Origin of the sequence: Actinomycetospora sp. NBC_00405, from assembly GCF_036044095.1 — a bacterium.
Taxonomy (GTDB): domain Bacteria; phylum Actinomycetota; class Actinomycetes; order Mycobacteriales; family Pseudonocardiaceae; genus Actinomycetospora; species Actinomycetospora callitridis.
In genome coordinates, this window is the sequence record NZ_CP107938.1 from 143,001 (window position 1) to 163,274 (window position 20,274).

Sequence of the window (20,274 nt, forward strand, 5' to 3'; positions counted from 1 at the left end):
CGGATCGAGGAAGCGGCTTTCCTGGCGTTGAGTGCAAGCGTGGACGCAGCGCTGGCACGGCGGCGGCCTGGACCCGCCCGGCGCTGTTCTGGGTCGACGACGTGCCGGCCGGGGGCGAGGTCGTCCTCGACGGGCCGGAGGGGCGGCACGCCGCGGACGTCCGCCGGGTGCGTGCCGGCGAGGTCGTGCTGCTCGGCGACGGCGCAGGGACGCGGGCCCGCGCCGAGGTCGTCGACGTCGCCAAGGGCCGGGTGACGGCGACGGTGCTCGAGCGGCGCCACGACGAGGAGCCGGCGCTGCGCGTCGTCCTCGCCCAGGCGCTGGTCAAGGGCGACCGCGGGGAGCTCGCGGTCGAGACGGCCACCGAGGCCGGGGTCGACGCGGTGCTGCCCTGGCGCGCCGAGCGCAGCGTCGCCCGCTGGGACGAGGGCCCGCGCGGGGAGAAGGCCATCGCGCGCTGGCGCGCGACCGCCCGCGAGGCCGCCAAGCAGGCCCGACGGGCGCGCGTGCCCGAGGTGGCCGCCCCCGTGACCACCCGCGAGCTGGCCGACCGCGGCGCGGCGATGCTCGTCCTCGAGGCCACGGCGGCCGAGACGCTGGCCGGTGTCGCGCTCCCGGACGGGGGCGAGCTCGTGCTCGTCGTCGGCCCCGAGGGCGGGGTGACCGACGACGAGCGCGCGGTCCTCGCCGACGCCGGGGCCCGCGAGGTGCGGATGGGCCCGGACGTGCTGCGCACCTCCACCGCGGCCGTGGTCGCGCTCGGTGCCCTGGGTGCCCGGACGGCGCGGTGGGGGTGAGCATGCCGCGACGGACCCTGCTCGGTGCGGTCGGACTCGGGGGCCTCGGCGCGGCGTTCGGCCTGGCCGCGTGCTCGACCGTCCCGACGCCCGGCGGCGGCGTGCAGGTCCCCGCCACCCAGCCCGGTACCCCGACGCCCGGCCGCCTGACCTACGGCACCGACCCCGCCCAGTACGGGGTGCTGCACCTGCCCCCCGGCGACGGCAAGTCCCTGCCCGTGGTCGTCGTGGTCCACGGCGGCTACTGGCGGGCGTCGTACGGGCTCGAGCTCGGCACCCCGCTCGCGGTCGACCTCACCAACCGCGGGATCGCGGCCTGGAACATCGAGTACCGCAGAGTCGGCGCCGACGGGGTCGGCGCCGGCGGGGGCTGGCCGACGACGTTCACCGACGTCGCCGCCGCGATCGACCTGCTGCCCGACGCGGTCCAGAAGGCCGCGGCGGGCCGCCTGGACCTCGACCGGGTCGTGTTCCTCGGGCACTCCGCCGGCGGGCACCTGGCCACCTGGGCCGCGAGCCGCGACCGGTTGCGCGACGGCTCGGTGGCCGCCGCCCCCCGCGTCCGGCCGGTCGGCACGGTCGCCCAGGCCGGGGTGCTCGACCTCGTCGCCGGCGCCGCCCAGGGCCTCGGCGGCGGCGCGGTGGTCGACCTGCTCGGGGGCACGCCCGCGACGGTCGCCGACCGCTACGCGCTCGCCTCGCCCGCGGCCCTCGTGCCGGCCGCGGGCCCGGTGGTCTGCGTGCACGGCGACGCGGACACGATCGTGCCGCTGGACCAGTCGCAGCGGTACGTCACCGCCGCGGCGGCGGCCCGGGGCGACGCCCGCCTGCGTGTGGTGCCCGGCGCCGACCACTTCGCCGTGATCGACCCCGCGCAGCCGGCGTGGACCGCCGTGCGCGCGGAGGTCGAGAGCCTGCTGTGAGCGGCGGTCCGGAGCCCGGGGACCGGGCGGTACGATGACGGGGTACGGACGACGGCGAGGAAGCAGGACTGTTCAGCACGTGACCGGTGACGGAACCTCCCGGATCGTGGTGCCCGAGGCGGCGCTGCTGGCGCTGCTGGGCAAGCGCGACGAGAACCTGCGCGAGGCCGAGAGCCTGCTGGCCGCCGACGTCCACGTCCGCGGCAACGAGCTCACCCTCAGCGGCGAGCCGGCCGACGTGGCCTTCGCCGAGCGGGTGTTCGCCGAGCTGGTCGTCCTGGCCAGCCGCGGCCAGCAGATCGACCCCGACGCGGTGCGCCGCTCGGTGCGCATGCTGCAGGACGACAGCGACGACGGCGGCGACACCGGCCCGTCGCCGGCCGAGGTGCTCAGCCTCGACATCGTGTCCCGCCGCGGGCGCACCGTCCGGCCCAAGACGCTGAACCAGAAGCGCTACGTCGACGCGATCGACGTCAACACCATCGTCTTCGGCATCGGTCCGGCCGGCACGGGCAAGACCTACCTGGCGATGGCGAAGGCCGTGCAGGCGCTGCAGGCCAAGCAGGTCAACCGGATCATCCTGACCCGCCCGGCCGTCGAGGCCGGCGAGCGGCTCGGCTTCCTGCCCGGCACGCTGTCGGAGAAGATCGACCCGTACCTGCGCCCGCTCTACGACGCGCTGCACGACATGCTCGACGCGGAGTCGGTGCCCAAGCTGATGGCGGCCGGCACGATCGAGATCGCGCCCCTGGCCTACATGCGCGGCCGGTCGCTCAACGACGCGTTCATCATCCTCGACGAGGCGCAGAACACCACGCCCGAGCAGATGAAGATGTTCCTGACGCGGCTGGGCTTCAACTCGAAGATGGTCGTCACCGGCGACGTCACCCAGGTCGACCTCCCGGGCGGCTCGACGTCGGGCCTGCGCATCGTCCGCGAGATCCTCGACGGCGTCGACGACGTCGAGTTCGCCGAGCTGACCAGCCAGGACGTCGTGCGCCACCGCCTCGTCGCCGACATCATCGACGCCTACGGCCGCTACGACGCGGCCCAGGAGCAGCGGCGCCCCCAAGCCGTCTCGAGCGCCCCGCGCACCGGGCCGCCGGTGGGCCCGCGCAACCGCGAGCGCCGGGGACGATGACCGCACCCGAGCCCGACGGGACCGACATGAGCATCGAGATCGCGAACGAGTCCGGCGTGGCGGTGGCCGAGGGCCCGATCGTCGAGGTCGCCCGCTACGCCCTCGACCGCATGGGCGTGAGCCCGCTCGCCGAGCTCTCGATCATGCTGATCGAGCTCGAGCCGATGGCCGAGCTGCACGAGCGCTGGCTCGACGAGCCCGGGCCCACCGACGTCATGTCGTTCCCCATGGACGAGTACGACTCGGCACGCCGTCCGGACGCGCCGTCGTCCGGCCCGGCGCTGCTCGGCGACATCGTGCTCTGCCCCGCGTTCGCCGCCGACCAGGCCGCCACCGCGGGCCACGGCCTCGACGACGAGCTGCACCTGCTCACCGTCCACGGCGTGCTCCACCTGCTCGGCTACGACCACGCCGAGGCCGACGAGGAGCGCACGATGTTCGGGCTGCAGGCCGAGCTGCTCGCCGACTGGCGCACCCAGCGCGCGGCCGCGGCGCGCTCCGCCCGCGAGCGGGCCGCGGACGACCGTCTGCTGGGCACCGTGGGCCTCGGGGACGACGCCGCCGGCGGCGCGCCGCGGTGACGGGGTCGCTGGTCGGCCAGCTCGTCGCGGCGATCCTGCTCGTGCCCCTGGCCGGGGTGTTCGCGGCGGCCGACGCGGCGCTGTCGACGGTGTCCCGCGCCCGCGTCGACGCCCTGGTCCGCGAGGGGGCGACGGGCTCGAAGGCGCTCTCGGCGATCATCGCCGACCGTCCGCGCCACCTCAACCTGCTGCTCCTGCTCCGGGTGGCCTGCGAGGCGACGGCCGCGGTGCTCGGGGCGTTCGTCTCGCTGCAGCTGATCGGTCCCGACGGGCTCGCGCTGCTGGTCGCGGCGCTGGTCGTGGTGCTCGTGTCCTACGTGCTGATCGGCGTCGGGCCGCGCACCCTGGGTCGCCAGCACCCCTACGGGCTCGCGCTCGCCGTGGCCGGGCCCGTGCGGATGCTCGCGCGCCTGCTCGGCCCGCTGGCCACCCTGCTGATCCTCGTCGGCAACGCGATCACGCCCGGGCGCGGCTTCCGTGAGGGACCGTTCTCCTCCGAGGTCGAGCTCCGCGAGATGGTCGACATGGCCGAGGCGGGCGGGCTCGTCGACGACGACGAGCGGGCGATGATCCAGTCGGTGTTCGACCTCGGCGACACCCGCGTGCGCGAGGTGATGGTGCCCCGCACCGAGATGGTGTGGATCGAGCGCGAGAAGAGCGTGCGGCAGGCGCTGGCCCTGGCGCTGCGCAGCGGGTACTCCCGCATCCCCGTCATCGGGGAGAACGTCGACGACACCGTCGGCGTGGTCTACCTCAAGGACCTGGTGCGACGCACCGTCGACCACGGGGACACCCCCCCGGGTGCGGGAGCGGGGGCCGGCTCGGTCGGCGAGGTCATGCGCCCCGCCAACTTCGTGCCCGACTCCAAGCGCGCCGACGCGCTGCTGCGCGACATGCAGCGCGACCGCAACCACATGGCGCTCGTCGTCGACGAGTACGGCGGCACCGCGGGCCTCGTGACCATCGAGGACCTGATCGAGGAGATCGTCGGGGAGATCACCGACGAGTACGACTCCGCCGAGCACCGCCCGCTCGAGCACCTCGACGAGTCGACGTGGCGGGTCGCCGCGCGGCTGCCCGTCGAGGACCTCGAGGAGGCCTGCGGCGTCGAGTTCGACGTCGAGGACGTCGACACCGTCGGCGGCCTGCTCGCCCAGCGCCTGGGCCGCGTGCCGCTGCCCGGCGCCGAGGCCGAGATCGCCGGCCTGCGCCTGCGCGCCGAGGGCGGCGAGGACGCCCGCGGCCGGATGCGGATCCGGAGCCTGCTGGTCCGGCGTCCCGCGCCGGACGAGGACCCGGTGCCCACCGACGACGCCCCGGCCCGTCCCGCCGACGGGGCCCCCACGAACGGCGCTCACCGGGACGGCGACGATGGGGACGATGCGGGTGGCTCGATGAGTGACGACTTCGCGAGCGACACCCAGGGCGACCTGGCCCAGGCCGGCGCCCGCGACGGAAAGGACGACCGTGGCTGACGCCGCTGCGACCCTCACCGAGCCCGTCGCCCCCGACGCGCTCGACGCCGAGGACGCGAAGATCGTCACGCTGGCGCGCTCCGCCCGTGCGCGCACCGGCGCGGCCCACGGCGCGGCGGTGCGCGACCTCGACGGCCGCACCTACGCCGCCTGCACCGTCGCGCTGCCCTCGCTGTCGCTCACGGCGCTGCAGGCCGCGGTCGCCGCCGCCGTCGCCGCCGGGGCGCCGGGCCTCGAGGCCGCCGCGGTGGTCGGGGTCGCGGACCTCGCGAACGGGTTCGACGACCCGGGCCTCGCCGCCGTCGCCGACGTCACGGCCGGGGCGACGGTGCTGGTCGCGGGCCCGGACGCGTCGGCGGTCCACCGGGTGGCGTCGTCGTGAGGTCGTCGTGAGTCTGCCGGTCGCGTCCAACCCGCGTCACGACGTCGTCGTCGTGGGCGGCGGGATCGTCGGGTTCGCGGTGCTGCACGAGCTGCTCGCGGCCGGGCACACGTCGGTCGCGCTGGTCGAGCGCGAGGACACCCCCGGGACGCACCAGACCGGCCGGAACTCCAACGTGATCCACTCCGGGCTGTACTACGCGCCCGGGTCGCTCAAGGCGCGCCTCGCCGTCACGGGCTGCGCGGAGACGAAGGCGTTCTGCGCCGAGCACGACCTGCCGTGGTCGGAGTGCGGAAAGGTCGTCGTCGCCACCGAGGAGGCGGAGCTGCCGCGGATGGCCGAGCTCGTGCGCCGCGGGCGCGCGAACGGCGTCGAGGTCACCGAGCTCGACGAGGCCGGGGTCCGCGAGCGCGAGCCCGCCGTCGCCGCGCTCGCCGGGCTCTGGGTGCCGTCCACCGGGATCTGCGACTACGGCGCGATCACCCGCACGCTCGCGCGCCTCGCCGTCGACCGCGGCGCCACCGTGCACACGGGGCGGGCGGTGACGTCGGTGACCCGGCGGCGCCGCGATGCCGTCGTCCACACCGACCGCGGCGACCTGCTCGCCGGCCAGGTCGTGGTGTGCGCGGGCCTGCGCTCCGACGAGATCGCGCGGGCCTCGGGCTTCGACCCCGGCGTGCGCATCGTGCCGTTCCGCGGCGAGTACTCCGACCTCGTCGGGTCACTGGCCGACCAGGTCCGCGGGCTCGTCTACCCCGTGCCCGACCCGGCCTTCCCGTTCCTCGGCGTGCACGCCACGCGGGGGGTCGACGGGTCGGTCCACGTGGGCCCGAACGCGGTGCTCGCCCTGGCCCGCGAGGGCTACGACTGGCGGACGCTGCGGGCGGGCGAGCTCGCCGGGACGCTGGTCGACCCCGGGTTCGTCAAGCTCGCCGGGAAGCAGTGGCGTTACGGGCTGGGGGAGATGTACCGCTCGCTGTCGAAGCGCGCGATGGCCGCCGCGGTCGCCCGGATGCTGCCCGGCGTCACCGCCGACGACCTGCGGCCCCCGCACGACGTCGCCCGCCGCGCCGGGGTGCGCGCGCAGGCCGTCCGGCCCGACGGGTCGCTGGTCGACGACTTCCTGTTCGTGCAGGACGGGGACACGGACTCCGGCGCAGGCGAGGGGCCGGCGGTGCTGCACGTGCTCAACGCCCCCTCCCCGGCGGCGACCGCGGCCCTGCCCATCGGGCGCGAGATCGTGGCGCGGCTGGAGGGGAAGTCCGTTGACGCAGCCTGAGTCTCCTGAGGGCTTCCGGTCCGGCTTCGCCTGCTTCGTCGGGCGTCCCAACGTCGGCAAGTCGACGCTGACCAACGCGCTGGTGGGGTCGAAGGTCGCGATCACGTCGTCGCGCCCGCAGACCACCCGGCACGCGATCCGGGGGATCGTGCACCGTGAGGACGGCCAACTGATCCTGGTCGACACCCCCGGCCTGCACCGCCCGCGCACGCTGCTGGGCGAGCGCCTCAACGACGTCGTGCGCACGACGTGGGCCGAGGTCGACGCCATCGGCTTCTGCGTCCCGGCCGACCAGACGATCGGGCCCGGCGACCGGTTCATCGCCGGCGAGCTGCGCGAGATCGCGGGCCGCACCCCGGTGCTGGGCGTGCTCACCAAGACCGACCTCGTGAAGCCCGAGGTGATCGCCGAGCGGCTGCTGGCCCTGCAGGAGCTGGCGGAGTTCGCCGAGATCGTCCCCGTCTCGGCCACCGGGAACGTGCGGATCGACCTGCTCACCGACCTGCTGCTCGCGCAGATGCCCCCCGGCCCGCCGCTCTACCCCGACGGCGACCTCTCCGACGAGCCCGAGACGACGATGATCGCCGAGCTCGTCCGCGAGGCCGCGCTCGAGGGCGTGCGCGACGAGCTCCCGCACTCCCTGGCCGTCGTGGTCGAGGAGATGACGCCCGGCAAGGTCCTCACGATCCGCGCCGAGATCTTCGTGGAGCGCGACAGCCAGAAGTCGATCGTGATCGGCAAGGGCGGCTCGCGGCTCAAGCACGTCGGCACCGAGGCCCGTCGCCAGATCGAGGCCCTGTTGGGCGAGAAGGTCCACCTCGACCTGTTCGTCAAGGTCGCGAAGGACTGGCAGCGCGACCCCCGCCAGCTCCGCCGCCTGGGCTTCTGAGCACTCGTCAGTGCAAGCCCTGCGTCCTCGCTTGCACTGGGTGCCAGGAAAGCCGCTTCGTCGCTCGCGTTCCCGCTCAGCCCAGGAGCGCGAACAGCGGCGCCAGCTGGCCGGTGTCGACGTACTCCTCGATCCGCGTGACCATGCCCCCCTCGACGTGGACGACCAGCGCCGCCGGGGCCCTCAGCGTCGACCCGTCGGGCAGCGTCCCCGTGACGACGTACTGCGCGTAGCCGTCGCCGGTGCGTAGCTCGGTCATCGTGAAGTCCGGGACCACCGCCCGGATCGCGACCAGCGACGCGAAGGTGTCCGGCACCGTCGGGGCCTCGACCTCGTCGAACGAGTGCCAGGTGACCGCGCCGGGGGCGAACAGGCCCTCCGGCGGCGTCGAGGAGGGATCGGCCAGGGCCTCGACGACCTGCCGCGCGATCGTTCCGCTCATCCCCGGAGCCTCCTACAGGACGTGATCGCGAACCACCCCGTGCGACGATGACCGCGTGGGCTTCTATCGCGACACCGGCGTGGTGCTGCGGCTGCAGAAGCTCGGCGAGGCCGACCGGATCGTCACGCTCCTGACCCAGCGCCACGGCAAGGTCCGCGCGGTCGCGAAGGGCGTGCGGCGCACCAGCTCGCGGTTCGGCGCCCGGCTCGAGCCGTTCGGTCACGTGGACCTCCAGCTGCACACCGGCCGCAGCCTCGACATCGTCACCCAGGTGCAGACCCTCGACGCCTTCGGCGGCGGGCTCACCGGCGACTACCCGCGCTACACGGCGGGGTGCGCGCTGCTCGAGACCGCCGACCGCCTCGCGTCCGAGGAGGGCGAGCCCGCCCGCGAGCTGTTCCTGCTGCTCGTCGGGGGCCTGCGGGGGCTCGCAGGCGGCGTCCGCGACCCCTATCTCGTGCTCGACGCCTTCCTCCTGCGCGCGATGGTCATCGCCGGCTGGGCGCCCGCGATCACCGAGTGCGCGCGCTGCGGGATCGAGGGCGAGCGGTACCACCGGCGCTTCTCGGTGCCCGCGGGCGGTGCGGTGTGCGAGGGCTGCCGCCCGTCGGGTGCCGTCGTCCCGTCCGAGGAGACGTGGCGGCTGCTCGAGGCGCTGCGCGACGGCGACTGGGGCACGGCAGAGGGCACCGACCCCGCCGCCCGTCGCGACTCCGCGGGCCTCGTCGCCGCGCACCTGCAGTGGCACCTCGAGCGGACCCTGCGTTCCCTCCCTCTCGTCGACCGCCGCGGCGGCATCCCCCGCGTCGACCTGGCCGGGGGCATCCCGGCGACGGTCGAAGGTGCGCACGACGACGACGAGCCGGCCCTCCGAGACGAACCGGGAGTGACCCTGTGAGCCCCCGCCTGCGCCCCGAGCGCGGACGCTCGACCGGCCGCGCGCTGCGCGGACGCGACGACCCGACGGTGATGGCGCCGACGCCGCACCCGAGCGGCGCCACCCCGCCCGACATCCCGGCCGAGCTGGTGCCGAACCACGTCGCGCTCGTCATGGACGGCAACGGCCGGTGGGCCAACCAGCGCGGTCTGCCGCGGATCGAGGGGCACCGCCAGGGCGAGGGCCAGCTGCTCGACGTCGTGCGCGGGTGCATCGACATCGGCGTCAAGTGGATCTCCGCGTACGCGTTCAGCACCGAGAACTGGCGGCGCAGCCCGGACGAGGTGCGCTTCCTGCTCGGCTTCAACCGCGACGTGATCCGCCGTCGACGCGACGAGATGCACGCGATGGGGGTGCGGGTGCGCTGGTCGGGCCAGCGGCCGCGGCTGTGGCGCAGCGTCGTGAAGGAGCTCGAGATCGCCGAGGAACTGACCCGCGACAACGACGTCGTCACCCTGACGATGTGTGTCAACTACGGCGGGCGCCAGGAGATCGTCGGCGCCGCGAAGGAGCTCGCCCGCCGGGCCGCCCGCGGGGAGATCGACCCCGACAAGATCGACGAGAAGGCCCTCGCCCGGCACCTCGACGAGCCGGACATGCCCGACGTCGACCTGTTCCTGCGCAGCTCGGGGGAGCAGCGCACGTCGAACTTCCTGCTCTGGCAGTCGGCGTACGCCGAGATGGTCTTCCTCGACACGCTGTTCCCCGACTTCGACCGTCGTCACCTGTGGGAGGCGTGCGAGATCTACGCAGGCCGCGACCGACGCTACGGCGGCGCCCTCGACCGCACCGACACGAACGGGACGTCGTGAGCCGCGAGGCGGCGACCACCGCCGGGCTGCTCATCACCGCGCGGGAGTCGCTGGAGCAGTTCGTCGAGGTGCACGTCGACGACGACGGCGCCCTGTCGTTCCGGTCCGGCGCCGTGCCGTGCGCGGTGCAGGGGGTCGAGCTCGTCGAGGGCCTCGCCGTCCTGAGCCTGACCTGCGTCGTCGCCTGGGACCTCGAGGACGCCGACACCCCGCGCCGGGTCGCCGAACGCGCGGGTCAGGGCCTGTTCGGGACGCTCGGCGCCGTCGCGACCGACCGCGGGTGGGACGTGACCCTGCGCTACGCGTTCCCCGCGGAGGGCCTCGCGACGGGCCCGCTCGGGACGCTGCTCATGCTCGTCGTGTCCACGGCGGAGCGGGTGCGGGACGACCTGGTGGCGGAGAGCTGATCCGCTGAACGGTCCCGCGCCGGTCCCGGCGCGGGACCGCGGCCGTCCACACGCACCCCGGCCGTCCACAGGCCGCTCGGCGGGGTGCGGTCGGGCCCGGTGGCGGCTGGCAGCATCGCCGTCCGTGAGCGCCCCCGGTCCGGCCACGACGACGTCCCGTGGGACGGCGTCTCTCGTGGCGCTCTGCGCGACGCTGCTGCTGGCGACGCTCCTGCAGGGCCCGCTCGTCGGCCTGCTCGACGCCCCCACCGTGCGCACCGGGGCCACCGTGTTCGTCGCGATCTGCGTCCAGGCGCTGCCGTTCCTCGTGCTCGGGACGCTCCTGTCGGGGGTGCTCGCGGCGTGGGTCTCGCCGGCCGTGCTCCGCCGGGTCCTGCCCGCACGCCCGGCGCTCGCCGTGCCGGTCGCCGGGGCCGCGGGGCTGGTCCTGCCCGGGTGCGAGTGCGCGTCGGTGCCGGTGGCCCGCCGGCTCATCGGCCAGGGCGTGCCCGAGGCGGCCGCCCTGGCGTTCCTGCTCGCGGCCCCGGCGATCAACCCCGTGGTGCTGGTGGCCACCGCCGTCGCGTTCCCCGACCACCCCGAGATGGTCGGCGCGCGGCTGCTCGGGTCCGCCGCCACGGCCGTGGGCGTGGGGTGGCTCTGGACTCGGGTCGGGCGCCCGGGATGGATCCCCGCCCGGCTGCGCCGGCCACCGCCGGACGACGGCACGCCGCGGTGGGCCGTGTTCTCCGAGACCGTGCGCCACGACGTCGTCGACGCCGGCGGGTTCCTCGTGCTCGGCGGTCTCGCGGCCGCGGCGTTCACGGTGCTCGTGCCCCGCTCCTGGGTCGACGGCCTCGCCGGCCACGTCGTCCTCGCCGTCGCCGTCATGGCGCTGCTCGCGGTGCTGCTCGCCCTGTGCAGCGAGGCCGACGCCTTCGTCGCCGCCTCCCTCTCGGCGCTGCCGCTGCTGCCGCGCCTGGTGTTCCTGGTGGTCGGGCCCGCGGTCGACGTCAAGCTGATCGCACTGCAGGCGGGCACCTTCGGGCGCGCGTTCGCGCTGCGCTTCGCGCCGCTGACGTTCGTCGTCGCCGTGTCCTGCGCCGTGCTGGCGGGCCTGCTGGTGTTCGGGGGCACGGGATGACGGCATGACCCGCGACACCCAGCACGTCCTGCTCGTCCTCGTCGGCGGCGTGCTGATCAAGATCGTGCTCGACGGCTCGTACCTGCGCTACGTGCGGCCCTGGTCGGCGACGCCCGTGCTCGTCGCCGGAGTCGTCCTCGTCGCGGTGGCCCTCGTGGCGCTGGTCCGCGACCTGCGGGGCCGGCCACCGACGGGCGACCACGGGCACGATCACCACCCCGGCGGGCGCGCCGGCCCCGCCGCCTGGCTGCTGGTGCTCCCGGTCCTCGCGCTGCTGCTGGTGGTGCCCCCGGCGCTGGGGTCGGGCGCGCTCGCCGGGTTCGGGGCGCGCGCGGCCCCGACCGTCGCCACGCCCGCCGACGAGCCGCTGCCGCCGGGGGCGGCGCCCGCCCTGGGCCTGCTCGACGTCGTCTCGCGGACCGCGGCGGACCCTCACGGACCGGTCACCGAGCGGGAGATCACCGTCACGGGCTTCGTCGCGCCGTCGGTCGCGACCCCGCCCGCCGGCCCCACGGGCCTCGACGTCGCACGGCTGGTGATCTCGTGCTGCGCGGCCGACGCCTCGGCGGTCCGTCTGCACCTCGACGACCCCTCGGGACGGCTCGCCGGGGTCGTCCCGGGTGGCGCGGAGGGCGACCGCTGGGTGACGATCCGGGGCCGCGTCGTCGCCGGGACGGGGACGCCGGCCGACGGCCACGTGCCGACACTGTCGGTCACCGGGTGGTGGCCTGTTGCGACACCCGATCCGGTGTACGAATACTGACCCGAAACGACGCGCGGGGTCTGCGAACGGCCGAAAGCGGGACGAACCCGCTGGAACGACACGTAGACTCCGCACCTGCCGTCCAGCCGGAGAGGAGGGGCGTCTCCCGTCGGTGAGCCCGACGGGGAGGCGCGACTCGCGATGACACAGGATCTCTCATCACCGCCGGGCCCCCCGGCCGGTGATCCCGGGGCCGACCCCGGAGACGTCCCGGCCGAATCCGCGGCCGACCGCAAGCACGGCACCGACTGGGTCGTGTTCGGCGTCGGTGCGGGGCTCGCGGTCATCTTCGTCGCCTGGGGGGTCATCGGCACCGAGAGCCTGAGCGCGGCCTCGAGCGCGATGCTCAGCGGCGTCATCCGCGGCGGTGGCTGGGGCTTCATCCTCGCGGCCACCGGCTTCGTGGTCTTCGCGTTGTGGCTGGCGTTCAGCCGCTTCGGGCGCATCCGACTGGGGCGCGACGACGAGCAGCCCGAGTTCAGGACCGTCTCGTGGATCGCGATGATGTTCAGCGCCGGCATGGGCATCGGGCTCATGTTCTACGGTGTCGCCGAGCCGCTGTCGTTCTTCACGGAGCCCCCGCCCGGCTCGGTCGTGCCGGGGGACCAGGTCGGCGCCCTGAACACGGCGATGGCGACGTCGCTGTTCCACTGGACGCTGCACCCCTGGGCGATCTACGCCGTGGTCGGCCTCGCGATCGCGTACTCGACGTTCCGCAAGGGCCGTCGCCAGCTCATCAGCTCTGCGTTCATCCCGCTCATCGGTGAGAAGGCGGCCAACGGGGTCATCGGCCGGATCATCGACATCATCGCGATCTTCGCGACGATCTTCGGTTCGGCCGCGTCCCTGGGCCTCGGTGCCCTGCAGATCGGCGGCGGCCTCGACGCGACGGGCTTCCTGCCCGGCGCCGGCAACGAGGTCCTGGTCCCGCTGATCATCGTGCTCACCGCGGCCTTCGTGCTGTCGGCGGTGTCCGGCGTCGCCAAGGGCATCCAGTGGCTGTCGAACATCAACATGGTGCTCGCGGGCGTCCTGGCGCTGTTCGTGTTCGTCGTCGGCCCGACGGTGATCATCCTCGATCTCCTGCCCACCGCCGTCGGCGCCTACTTCGGCGACTTCGCGGAGATGGTCGGGCGCACCGAGGCCACCGGCGGCACCGCGATGCTCGACTGGCTGAGCAGCTGGACGGTCTTCTACTGGGCGTGGTGGATCTCCTGGACGCCCTTCGTCGGCATGTTCCTGGCCAAGATCAGCCGGGGCCGCACGATCCGCCAGTTCGTCGGCGGCGTGATCCTCGTGCCGAGCCTCGTGAGCCTCGTCTGGTTCTCGATCTTCGGCGGCACGGCGATCACCCAGCAGCAGGCGGGTCTGAACCCGGCGGCGGCGGACACCGAGACCCAGCTGTTCGCGGTGCTCCAGGCCTACCCGTGGGCGACCTTCACCGGGCTGCTCGTCATGATCCTCGTGGCGATCTTCTTCGTGTCCGGCGCGGACGCCGCGTCGATCGTCACCGGCACGCTCTCGCAGCGCGGGACGGACGAGCCGTCCAAGTGGGTCGTGATCTTCTGGGGCTCCGTGATGGGCGCCGTCGCGATCATCATGCTGCTGGTCGGCGGCGAGGACGCCCTGTCCGGTCTGCAGAGCCTCACCATCCTGGTCGCGGCCCCGTTCGTCGTGATCATGGTGTTCCTCTGCATCGCCTTCATGCGCGACCTCAACCACGACCCCGTGATCCTGCGCGAGCGCAAGGGCCTCGAGGTCATGGAGCAGGCGATCGACCACGGCACCGACAAGCACGGCGAGGACTTCTACCTGAACGTGCAGGCCTTCCCGACGACGAGGGCCCGGCAGCGGGCCACCGGCGAGGGCACCGGGCCGACGTACGCCGAGGTGTACGGCGTGCAGGACCCGTTCTCGACGGGGGAGACCCCGGCCGTGCCCGCGGACCCGGAGGAGGCGCGGGCCCGGGCCCGCTCCGTGCCCAAGGACGACGACCCGAGCGGCACCGAGGTCGTCGACACCGGGCCGGGTTCCCGGGCCGAGGCCGCGGGCCGGCCCAGCGCCGACCGGGAGTAGGCGCGCGCGACGGCAGACGGAGCCGGGTCCCCTCGCGGGGGCCCGGCTCCCGTCGTGTCCGGAGTCAGCGGGCCCGTTGCGCGGGTCCGGTGGAGGAGCGAGGGACTCCCTGGCTGCGTGGGAGGCAGCGAGGGACGCCCTCGCTGCTCGGGGCCGGGGCCGGGCCGGTCAGCCGGTCGCGCGGCAGGCCGCGCAGACGCCGAGGATCTCCACGGTGTGGGAGATCTCGGCGAAGCCGTGCAGGGTGGCGACGCGGTCGGCCCAGTGCTCGACGGCCGGGCCCTCGACCTCGACGGTCTTGCCGCAGACGCGGCACACCAGGTGGTGGTGGTGGTGCTCGGAGCAGCGCCGGTAGGACGCCTCGCCGGTGCCGGTGCGCAGGACGTCGATCTCGTCGGCGTCGGCGAGGGCCTGCAGCGTGCGGTACACCGTGGTGAGCCCGATGCCCTCGCCGCGCCGGCGCAGCTCCTCGTGGATCTCCTGCGCGGAGCGGAAGTCGGCGAGCTCGTCGAGGAGCCCGGCGACCGCGGCGCGCTGTCGGGTGGCCCGCAGGCCGGGCACCGAGGGGGTGCGCGAGCCGGAGGTCGTCACGACTCCTCCTCCACGTGGGCGACGGCGTCGACGACGATGTGGGCGAGGTGGTCGTCGACGAGGCGGTAGACCACCTCGCGCCCCCGGCGGTCGCCGCGCACCACGCCGGCGGCCTTGAGCACCCGCAGGTGCTGGCTGATCAGCGGCTGGGTGACGGCGAGGGCGTCGACCAGCTCGTGCACGCAGCGCGGCGACGTGCGCAGCTGCAGCACGATCGCGATGCGCACCGGTGCGGCCAGGGCGCGCAGGAGGTCGCCCGCGGCGACGAGCGCGTCGGAGCCGGGGGGATCGGGCGCCTCGGCCGGCGGCTCCACGAAGTGGTCGTCGTGCAGTCCCACCGCGGCGGGGCCGGTGGCGGTCACCGGAACACCAGTCCCACGGCGATGGCCACGAGCACCACGAGCACCAGCACGCGCACGGCCCGCGCGCTCGGGGTCAGGCGCGGCCACGTGGCGGCGAGCAGCCCGGCCACCCCGAGTGCGAGCAGCCCGAGCAGGAGCGCCCCGACGACGCCACCGAGGATCACGGCCGCGGTGAACACCACGACCACGGCCAGGAACACGACCAGCGGGGGCACGCGGGCCAGCGGCCCCTCGCCGGGGACCATCGGTCCCCGCCGGCGGGCGAACGGCGCCCGGACGCGCCCCGGGCGGGGTGTCCTCCGGTCGCTCACGGGTGCCTCCCGATGCTGCTCGTCGGTGTATCACTCCGATAATGGCACCCGTTGTCGAAGGGGTGTCGATCCTGGGGGAAGCGAGGAGGTCCGCGATGCTGCTGGTCTGTCGCTTCGTGCCCGCGGAGGCGGAGCACGAGGCGTTCCTCGCCCGCGCCCGGCGCGCCGTGGCCCTGCTCGCCGCGCAGCCGGGGTGCGAGGGCGTCGACCTGGGCCGCGCGATCGAGGAGCCGGGGCAGTGGGTGCTCGTCGCCCGCTTCACGACCGTCACGGCCTACCGTCGCGCGCTGCAGCCGTTCGAGGTGCGCGAGCACGTGGTGCCGCTGCTCTCCGAGGCGCTGACCGACGCGCCCGCCGCCCACGAGCGCGCCCTCGTCGCCGACGCCGACGGCGTCACCGAGCACCCGAGCCTGCTCACCGACCGCTGACGCCGCTCACGAGCCGCGGCACGGAGCTGGGCGGGGCGCTCGCTACGCTGGGTGCACCCGCTTCACCCAGCGATCCCTTCACCCAGCGATCCCGGAGTACCACCGTGCCCACCCCCACCGGCAGCGCCCGCATCGAGACCGTGGTCAACCTCTGCAAGCGCCGCGGTTTCGTCTTCCCGTCCGGGGAGATCTACGGCGGAACGCGCTCGGCCTGGGACTACGGCCCGCTCGGCGTGGAGCTCAAGGACAACATCAAGCGCCAGTGGTGGAGGACGATGGTCACCGGCCGCGAGGACGTCGTCGGCCTGGACTCCAGCGTGATCCTCCCGCGCCAGGTCTGGGTCGCCTCCGGCCACGTCGACGTGTTCACCGACCCGCTGGTCGAGTGCACGAACTGCCACCGCCGCTTCCGCGCCGACCAGCTCGCCGAGGACTTCAGCGAGCGCACCGGCGGCCCGTCGCTGGAGTCCGTCGACGCCGAGGGCAAGGTCGGCTACGACCTCTCGACCGTGCCCTGCCCGAACTGCGGCGTGCGCGGGCAGTACACCGCGCCGCGCGAGTTCAACATGATGCTCAAGACCTACCTGGGCCCGGTGGAGTCGGAGGAGGGGCTGCACTACCTGCGCCCGGAGACCGCCCAGGGCATCTTCGTCAACTTCGCCAACGTCATGTCCGCGGCGCGCAAGAAGCCGCCGTTCGGCATCGGCCAGATCGGCAAGAGCTTCCGCAACGAGATCACGCCCGGCAACTTCATCTTCCGCACGCGCGAGTTCGAGCAGATGGAGATGGAGTTCTTCGTCGAGCCCGGCTCCGACGAGCAGTGGCACCAGTACTGGATCGACGAGCGCACCCGCTGGTACACCGACCTGGGCATCGCGCCGGAGAACCTGCGGCACTACGAGCACCCCAAGGAGAAGCTCTCGCACTACTCCAAGCGCACGGTGGACGTGGAGTACAAGTTCCAGTTCAACGCCGGCCAGGAGTGGGGCGAGCTCGAGGGCGTCGCCAACCGCACCGACTTCGACCTGACGACCCACTCGAACCACAGCGGCGTGGACCTGAGCTACTACGACCAGGCCACCGACTCGCGCTACAAGCCCTATGTCATCGAGCCGGCGGCCGGTGTGGGGCGCCCGATGATGGCGTTCCTGCTCGAGGCCTACACCGAGGACGAGGCACCGAACGCCAAGGGCGGCGTCGACAAGCGCACGGTGCTGCGCCTCGATCCGCGCCTCGCCCCGGTCAAGGCCGCGGTGCTGCCGCTGAGCCGCAACGCCGACCTCTCGCCCGTCGCCCGTGACCTCGCGACCACCCTGCGCAAGCACTGGAACGTCGAGTTCGACGACGCCGGCGCCATCGGCCGTCGCTACCGGCGCCAGGACGAGATCGGCACCCCGTTCTGCGTCACCGTCGACTTCGACTCGCTGCAGGACCAGGCCGCCACCGTCCGCCACCGCGACACCATGACCCAGGAGCGCGTGGCCCTCGACCAGCTCGAGTCCTACCTCGCCGCCCGCCTGATCGGCTGCTGAGCCGCGCTCGCCTACCCTGGGAGGCGTGAGCGACCTGACCGAGGTAGCCGACGTCCTCGCCCGCGGCGACGAGGCGCGGTCCGTGGTGCGCGTGCTCGACCGGCACGGGTTCGGCACCGTCGAACCCGGCCAGCTCCTGGTCGCGGGCGCCGACGGGACGCTCGGCGGGGTGCTGCTGCGCGGCGCGCTCGACGACCGCGCCGCGGCCCTCGCCCGCGACGCCCAGCGGGCGCCGTCGGTGGTCGAGGCGCACGTCGCCGAGGACGACGCCGTGGCCGCCGGCCTCGCGTGCGCGGGCGGCGCCACGCTGCTCGGCCACCCCCTGGACGCCGCGCCGGCCCGCGCGCTCGCGCAGGCCTTCGCGGCCGGGGTGCCCGCGGCGCTCGTGACGCGCGCCGACGGCTCGGCGTCGCTCGCGATCACCGGCGGCGACCTCGACGACGTCGAGGGCTCGCTGGGCTTCGCCACGGTCGACGCGGAGGCGGCGTCCCGCGTGCGGCAGCTGCTGCGCCGCGGCGCCACCGTCACGGAGCGGGTGAGGCTCGAGGCGGGCGCCGACGTGCTCGTCGACCTCTGGGTGCCGGTGCCGACGATGGTGATCGTCGGCCCCGGCGCGATCGCCGACGCGCTGATCGCGCAGGCCGGACTGCTCGGCTGGGTCGCGGGCCGCGCCGACACCGTCGCGGAGGCCGACGCCGCGGTCGCCGCGTTCACCGACGCCGACGTGCTGGTGCTGCTCGACCACGACCCCGCGTTCGACGCCGTCCTGCGCACCGGCCTGGAGGGGCGCGGGTTCCTCGGCGCCCTCGGTTCGCGGCGCACCCAGGCCGCCCGCCGCGAGCGCCTGCTCGCCGCCGGCGTGACGGAGGACCGGCTCGCCCGCATCCACGGCCCCGTCGGGCTCGACCTCGGCGCGCGCACGCCGGCCGAGACGGCGGTGTCGATCGTCGGCGAGGTGCTCGCCGTCCGCAGCGGGCGCGACCCCTCGGCGCTCGGCGTGGCGGCGGGGCCGATCGGCGCGTGAGCCGCATGTCGGGTCCCCGTTCCGCTCCCGCCCCGTCCGGGTCCGCGATCAAGGCCGTCGCCTGGGCGCCCCGGATCGTCCTCGGCGCCCTCGTCGTCGCGCTGCTGCTCGTCGGCGGCACGGCGTTCCGGGTGTGGCAGCTCGGCCGGGTCGACGAGCGCGAGCCGGTCGACATGATCGTCGTCCTCGGTGCCGCGCAGTACGACGGCGAGCCCTCGCCGGTGTTCCGGGCCCGACTCCAGCACGCGCTCGAGCTCTACGAGCAGGGCGTCGCGCCGCGCATCGTCACCGTGGGCGGAGCCGCCGCAGGCGACGCGTTCACCGAGGCCCAGGCCGGCGAGCAGTGGCTCGTCGAGAACGGCGTGCCGGGTCAGGCGCTCCTGCCCGTCGACGAGGGCAGCGACACCTACGGCAGCTTCGAGGCCGTCGCCGGCGTCGCCGAGGAACGGGGCTGGCGCTCCGCGGTGCTGGTCAGCGACCCGTGGCACTCGCTGCGGTCGCGCACCATGGCCTCGGACGTCGGGCTGGAGGCCACCACCTCGCCGACCAAGCGCGGCCCGGTGGTGCAGACCCGCGAGACCCAGCTGCGCTACATCGTCCGCGAGACCGGCGCGCTGATCTACTACCACCTCACCCACGGTTCGTCGGACTTCTCCGACCCCGGGCTGGGATGAGCACCCTCGGGCACCGCGCCGCGCGTCTGTTCGACGAGGCGCCCAAGCCGGGCCGCGACCGGCGCTCGCCCTTCGCCCGCGACCGGGGACGCGTGCTGCACTCGGCGGCGCTGCGCCGCCTCGCCGGCAAGACGCAGGTCGTCGGTCCCGACGAGGACGCCGAGGTCACCGGCGTGCCGCGCACCCGGCTGACGCACTCGCTCGAGGTCGCCCAGATCGGGCGGGGCATGGCCGAGGACCTGGGGGCCGACCCCGACGTCGTCGACACCGCGGGCCTCGCCCACGACATCGGCCACCCGCCGTTCGGCCACAACGGCGAGCGGGCCCTGCACGCGATCACCGCCGACGCCGGCGGCTTCGAGGGCAACGCGCAGACGCTGCGCATCCTCACGCGGCTCGAGCCCAAGATGCTCGACGATGAGCGCTGTCGCGGGCTGAACCTCACCCGCGGCGTGCTCGACGCCTGCCTCAAGTACCCGTGGCCCCGGCGGACGGGCATCCGCAAGTTCGGCGTCTACGCCGACGACCTGCCGGTCTTCACCTGGGTGCGCGAGGGCGCGCCGGCCGACCGCCGGTGCCTCGAGGCGCAAATCATGGACTGGGCCGACGACGTCGCCTACTCCGTCCACGACCTCGAGGACGGCATCCTCGCCGGCCGCATCGTCCTGGGCTGGCTCGCACGCCCGGCCGAGCGCGCCGAGCTCGCGGCCCTCGCCGCCGAGGCCTTCTCGAGCGCGTCACCCCGGGACCTCGAGGACGCCGCGGGCACCCTCGCCGAGCTCCCGTCGGTGCGGGCCGCCGCGGCGCACGGCGCGCACGACGGCTCGCTCGCGGCCACCGCGGCGCTCAAGCGGCTCACCAGCGAGCTCGTCGGGCGGTTCGTCACCGGCACCGTCGAGGCCACCCGGACCGAGCTCGGCGACGACGTGGTGCCCGCCGGGTACGACGCCGACCTCGTGGTCCCGGCCCCGCTGGGCGCGGAGGTGGCGGTGCTCAAGGCGGCGGCGCTGCGGTGGGTCATGCGCGATCCCGCCCGGCTCGCGGTGCAGGCGCGGCAGCGCGACCAAGTCACCGAGCTGGTCGAACGGCTGGTGGCCGGCGCCCCGCACGCCCTCGACCCCGCGTTCGTGCCCGCGTGGGAGGGCGCCGCCGACGACGCCGGCCGGCTGCGCGCCGTGGTCGACCAGGTCGCGGTGCTCACCGACGCCGGCGCCGAGCGGTGGTGGGCGCGCCTGCGGGACCCGTCGAGCAGGAGCTCCCCGCCCGCGGCGACGGCGAGCCCGGGCCCGAACGCCTCGGCCGGCGTGTAGGTCGTGCTCCGACGC

At 74.7% G+C, this 20,274-nt stretch carries 23 protein-coding genes; 19 read left to right on the plus strand and 4 right to left on the minus strand.

Going from position 1 to position 20,274, the window contains the following annotated elements; genetic code table 11:
- The first annotated feature begins 83 nt into the window (after window positions 1-83).
- Genes OG774_RS00640 through era form a run of 8 tightly spaced genes read left to right on the plus strand, consistent with a single transcriptional unit; the run spans window position 84 to window position 7,467 of the window.
- Entirely contained in the window at window positions 84-797 is a 714-nt protein-coding gene (locus tag OG774_RS00640; RefSeq protein WP_328310699.1) for a 16S rRNA (uracil(1498)-N(3))-methyltransferase, read from the plus strand.
- Between the two features lie 2 nt (window positions 798-799).
- Window positions 800-1,720, plus strand: a complete 921-nt coding sequence (locus tag OG774_RS00645; RefSeq protein WP_328306020.1) for an alpha/beta hydrolase — start codon at window positions 800-802, stop codon at window positions 1,718-1,720.
- Between the two features lie 34 nt (window positions 1,721-1,754).
- Complete coding sequence (locus OG774_RS00650) at window positions 1,755-2,861, plus strand: PhoH family protein (protein WP_442873927.1); 1,107 nt, start codon at window positions 1,755-1,757, stop codon at window positions 2,859-2,861.
- Window positions 2,862-2,887: 26 nt separating this feature from the next.
- Window positions 2,888-3,442 (plus strand): rRNA maturation RNase YbeY, encoded by a 555-nt coding sequence (ybeY, locus tag OG774_RS00655; protein ID WP_328310701.1) that lies wholly within the window; start codon window positions 2,888-2,890, stop codon window positions 3,440-3,442.
- Window positions 3,439-4,917: a hemolysin family protein gene (locus OG774_RS00660; protein ID WP_328306022.1), complete on the plus strand. Its 1,479-nt coding sequence runs from the start codon at window positions 3,439-3,441 to the stop codon at window positions 4,915-4,917. Before ybeY ends, OG774_RS00660 begins: the two co-directional genes overlap by 4 nt.
- A complete protein-coding gene (locus OG774_RS00665; protein WP_328306023.1) occupies window positions 4,910-5,299 on the plus strand; it encodes a cytidine deaminase in 390 nt (129 codons plus the stop codon). Before OG774_RS00660 ends, OG774_RS00665 begins: the two co-directional genes overlap by 8 nt.
- Before the next feature lie 7 nt (window positions 5,300-5,306).
- Window positions 5,307-6,578 (plus strand): L-2-hydroxyglutarate oxidase, encoded by a 1,272-nt coding sequence (gene lhgO, locus OG774_RS00670; protein ID WP_328306024.1) that lies wholly within the window; start codon window positions 5,307-5,309, stop codon window positions 6,576-6,578.
- Complete coding sequence (gene era, locus OG774_RS00675; protein ID WP_328306025.1) at window positions 6,565-7,467, plus strand: GTPase Era; 903 nt, start codon at window positions 6,565-6,567, stop codon at window positions 7,465-7,467. The genes lhgO and era overlap by 14 nt, the downstream gene beginning before the upstream one ends.
- Before the next feature lie 76 nt (window positions 7,468-7,543).
- On the opposite strand, the gene OG774_RS00680 is transcribed toward era, so the two are convergent.
- Window positions 7,544-7,909 carry a nuclear transport factor 2 family protein gene (locus tag OG774_RS00680; protein ID WP_328306026.1) on the minus strand — a complete coding sequence of 122 codons (366 nt, stop codon included), beginning with the start codon at window positions 7,907-7,909 and terminating at the stop codon, window positions 7,544-7,546.
- A gap of 55 nt (window positions 7,910-7,964) precedes the next feature.
- On the opposite strand from OG774_RS00680, the gene recO reads away from it, so the two are divergent.
- The 6 genes from recO (at window position 7,965) to OG774_RS00710 (ending at window position 14,027) form a co-directional block, all read left to right on the plus strand.
- Complete coding sequence (gene recO, locus OG774_RS00685) at window positions 7,965-8,807, plus strand: DNA repair protein RecO (RefSeq protein WP_328306027.1); 843 nt, start codon at window positions 7,965-7,967, stop codon at window positions 8,805-8,807.
- Between the two features lie 71 nt (window positions 8,808-8,878).
- Window positions 8,879-9,658: an isoprenyl transferase gene (locus tag OG774_RS00690; protein WP_328310703.1), complete on the plus strand. Its 780-nt coding sequence runs from the start codon at window positions 8,879-8,881 to the stop codon at window positions 9,656-9,658.
- The gene (locus OG774_RS00695; RefSeq protein ID WP_274195710.1) at window positions 9,655-10,065 is read left to right on the plus strand and encodes a hypothetical protein; all 411 of its coding nucleotides are present in this window, start codon (window positions 9,655-9,657) and stop codon (window positions 10,063-10,065) included. The genes OG774_RS00690 and OG774_RS00695 overlap by 4 nt, the downstream gene beginning before the upstream one ends.
- A 124-nt stretch (window positions 10,066-10,189) precedes the next feature.
- A complete protein-coding gene (locus OG774_RS00700) occupies window positions 10,190-11,188 on the plus strand; it encodes a permease (protein ID WP_328306028.1) in 999 nt (332 codons plus the stop codon).
- A 4-nt stretch (window positions 11,189-11,192) separates the two neighbouring features.
- Complete coding sequence (locus tag OG774_RS00705; RefSeq protein WP_328306029.1) at window positions 11,193-11,951, plus strand: TIGR03943 family putative permease subunit; 759 nt, start codon at window positions 11,193-11,195, stop codon at window positions 11,949-11,951.
- A 141-nt stretch (window positions 11,952-12,092) separates the two neighbouring features.
- Window positions 12,093-14,027 (plus strand): BCCT family transporter, encoded by a 1,935-nt coding sequence (locus OG774_RS00710; protein ID WP_328306030.1) that lies wholly within the window; start codon window positions 12,093-12,095, stop codon window positions 14,025-14,027.
- Window positions 14,028-14,195: 168 nt separating this feature from the next.
- Here OG774_RS00710 and OG774_RS00715 read toward each other — a convergent pair whose 3' ends face one another.
- The 3 genes from OG774_RS00715 to OG774_RS00725 are packed head-to-tail and all read right to left on the minus strand — an operon-like array spanning window position 14,196 to window position 15,291.
- Entirely contained in the window at window positions 14,196-14,618 is a 423-nt protein-coding gene (locus OG774_RS00715) for a Fur family transcriptional regulator (RefSeq protein WP_328306031.1), read from the minus strand.
- Complete coding sequence (locus tag OG774_RS00720; RefSeq protein WP_328310705.1) at window positions 14,615-14,932, minus strand: ArsR/SmtB family transcription factor; 318 nt, start codon at window positions 14,930-14,932, stop codon at window positions 14,615-14,617. Before OG774_RS00720 ends, OG774_RS00715 begins: the two co-directional genes overlap by 4 nt.
- 44 nt (window positions 14,933-14,976) lie before the next feature.
- On the minus strand, window positions 14,977-15,291 hold the full coding sequence (locus OG774_RS00725) for a DUF6703 family protein (protein WP_328306032.1): 315 nt from the start codon (window positions 15,289-15,291) through the stop codon (window positions 14,977-14,979).
- A gap of 95 nt (window positions 15,292-15,386) precedes the next feature.
- Between OG774_RS00725 and OG774_RS00730 the strand changes: the two genes are divergently transcribed.
- The 5 genes from OG774_RS00730 (at window position 15,387) to OG774_RS00750 (ending at window position 20,259) form a co-directional block, all read left to right on the plus strand.
- Window positions 15,387-15,719, plus strand: coding sequence for an antibiotic biosynthesis monooxygenase (locus OG774_RS00730; RefSeq protein ID WP_328306033.1), 333 nt, complete (start codon window positions 15,387-15,389; stop codon window positions 15,717-15,719).
- 104 nt (window positions 15,720-15,823) lie between these two features.
- The gene (locus OG774_RS00735) at window positions 15,824-17,251 is read left to right on the plus strand and encodes a glycine--tRNA ligase (RefSeq protein ID WP_328306034.1); all 1,428 of its coding nucleotides are present in this window, start codon (window positions 15,824-15,826) and stop codon (window positions 17,249-17,251) included.
- Between the two features lie 25 nt (window positions 17,252-17,276).
- Complete coding sequence (locus OG774_RS00740) at window positions 17,277-18,275, plus strand: XdhC family protein (RefSeq protein ID WP_328306035.1); 999 nt, start codon at window positions 17,277-17,279, stop codon at window positions 18,273-18,275.
- Window positions 18,276-18,280: 5 nt separating this feature from the next.
- Window positions 18,281-18,949: a YdcF family protein gene (locus OG774_RS00745; RefSeq protein WP_328306036.1), complete on the plus strand. Its 669-nt coding sequence runs from the start codon at window positions 18,281-18,283 to the stop codon at window positions 18,947-18,949.
- Window positions 18,946-20,259: a deoxyguanosinetriphosphate triphosphohydrolase gene (locus tag OG774_RS00750; RefSeq protein ID WP_328306037.1), complete on the plus strand. Its 1,314-nt coding sequence runs from the start codon at window positions 18,946-18,948 to the stop codon at window positions 20,257-20,259. The genes OG774_RS00745 and OG774_RS00750 overlap by 4 nt, the downstream gene beginning before the upstream one ends.
- Window positions 20,260-20,274: the final 15 nt, after the last annotated feature.

Coding starts and splice junctions, on each gene's coding strand:
- OG774_RS00750 (WP_328306037.1), top strand. CDS start 18,946: ATGAGCACCCTCGGGCACCGCGCCGCGCGTCTGTTCGACGAGGCGCCC.
- OG774_RS00645 (WP_328306020.1), top strand. CDS start 800: ATGCCGCGACGGACCCTGCTCGGTGCGGTCGGACTCGGGGGCCTCGGC.
- OG774_RS00705 (WP_328306029.1), top strand. CDS start 11,193: ATGACCCGCGACACCCAGCACGTCCTGCTCGTCCTCGTCGGCGGCGTG.
- ybeY (WP_328310701.1), top strand. CDS start 2,888: ATGAGCATCGAGATCGCGAACGAGTCCGGCGTGGCGGTGGCCGAGGGC.
- OG774_RS00680 (WP_328306026.1), bottom strand. CDS start 7,909: ATGAGCGGAACGATCGCGCGGCAGGTCGTCGAGGCCCTGGCCGATCCC.
- OG774_RS00745 (WP_328306036.1), top strand. CDS start 18,281: ATGTCGGGTCCCCGTTCCGCTCCCGCCCCGTCCGGGTCCGCGATCAAG.
- OG774_RS00650 (WP_442873927.1), top strand. CDS start 1,755: ATGACGGGGTACGGACGACGGCGAGGAAGCAGGACTGTTCAGCACGTG.
- OG774_RS00690 (WP_328310703.1), top strand. CDS start 8,879: ATGGCGCCGACGCCGCACCCGAGCGGCGCCACCCCGCCCGACATCCCG.
- OG774_RS00730 (WP_328306033.1), top strand. CDS start 15,387: ATGCTGCTGGTCTGTCGCTTCGTGCCCGCGGAGGCGGAGCACGAGGCG.
- OG774_RS00710 (WP_328306030.1), top strand. CDS start 12,093: ATGACACAGGATCTCTCATCACCGCCGGGCCCCCCGGCCGGTGATCCC.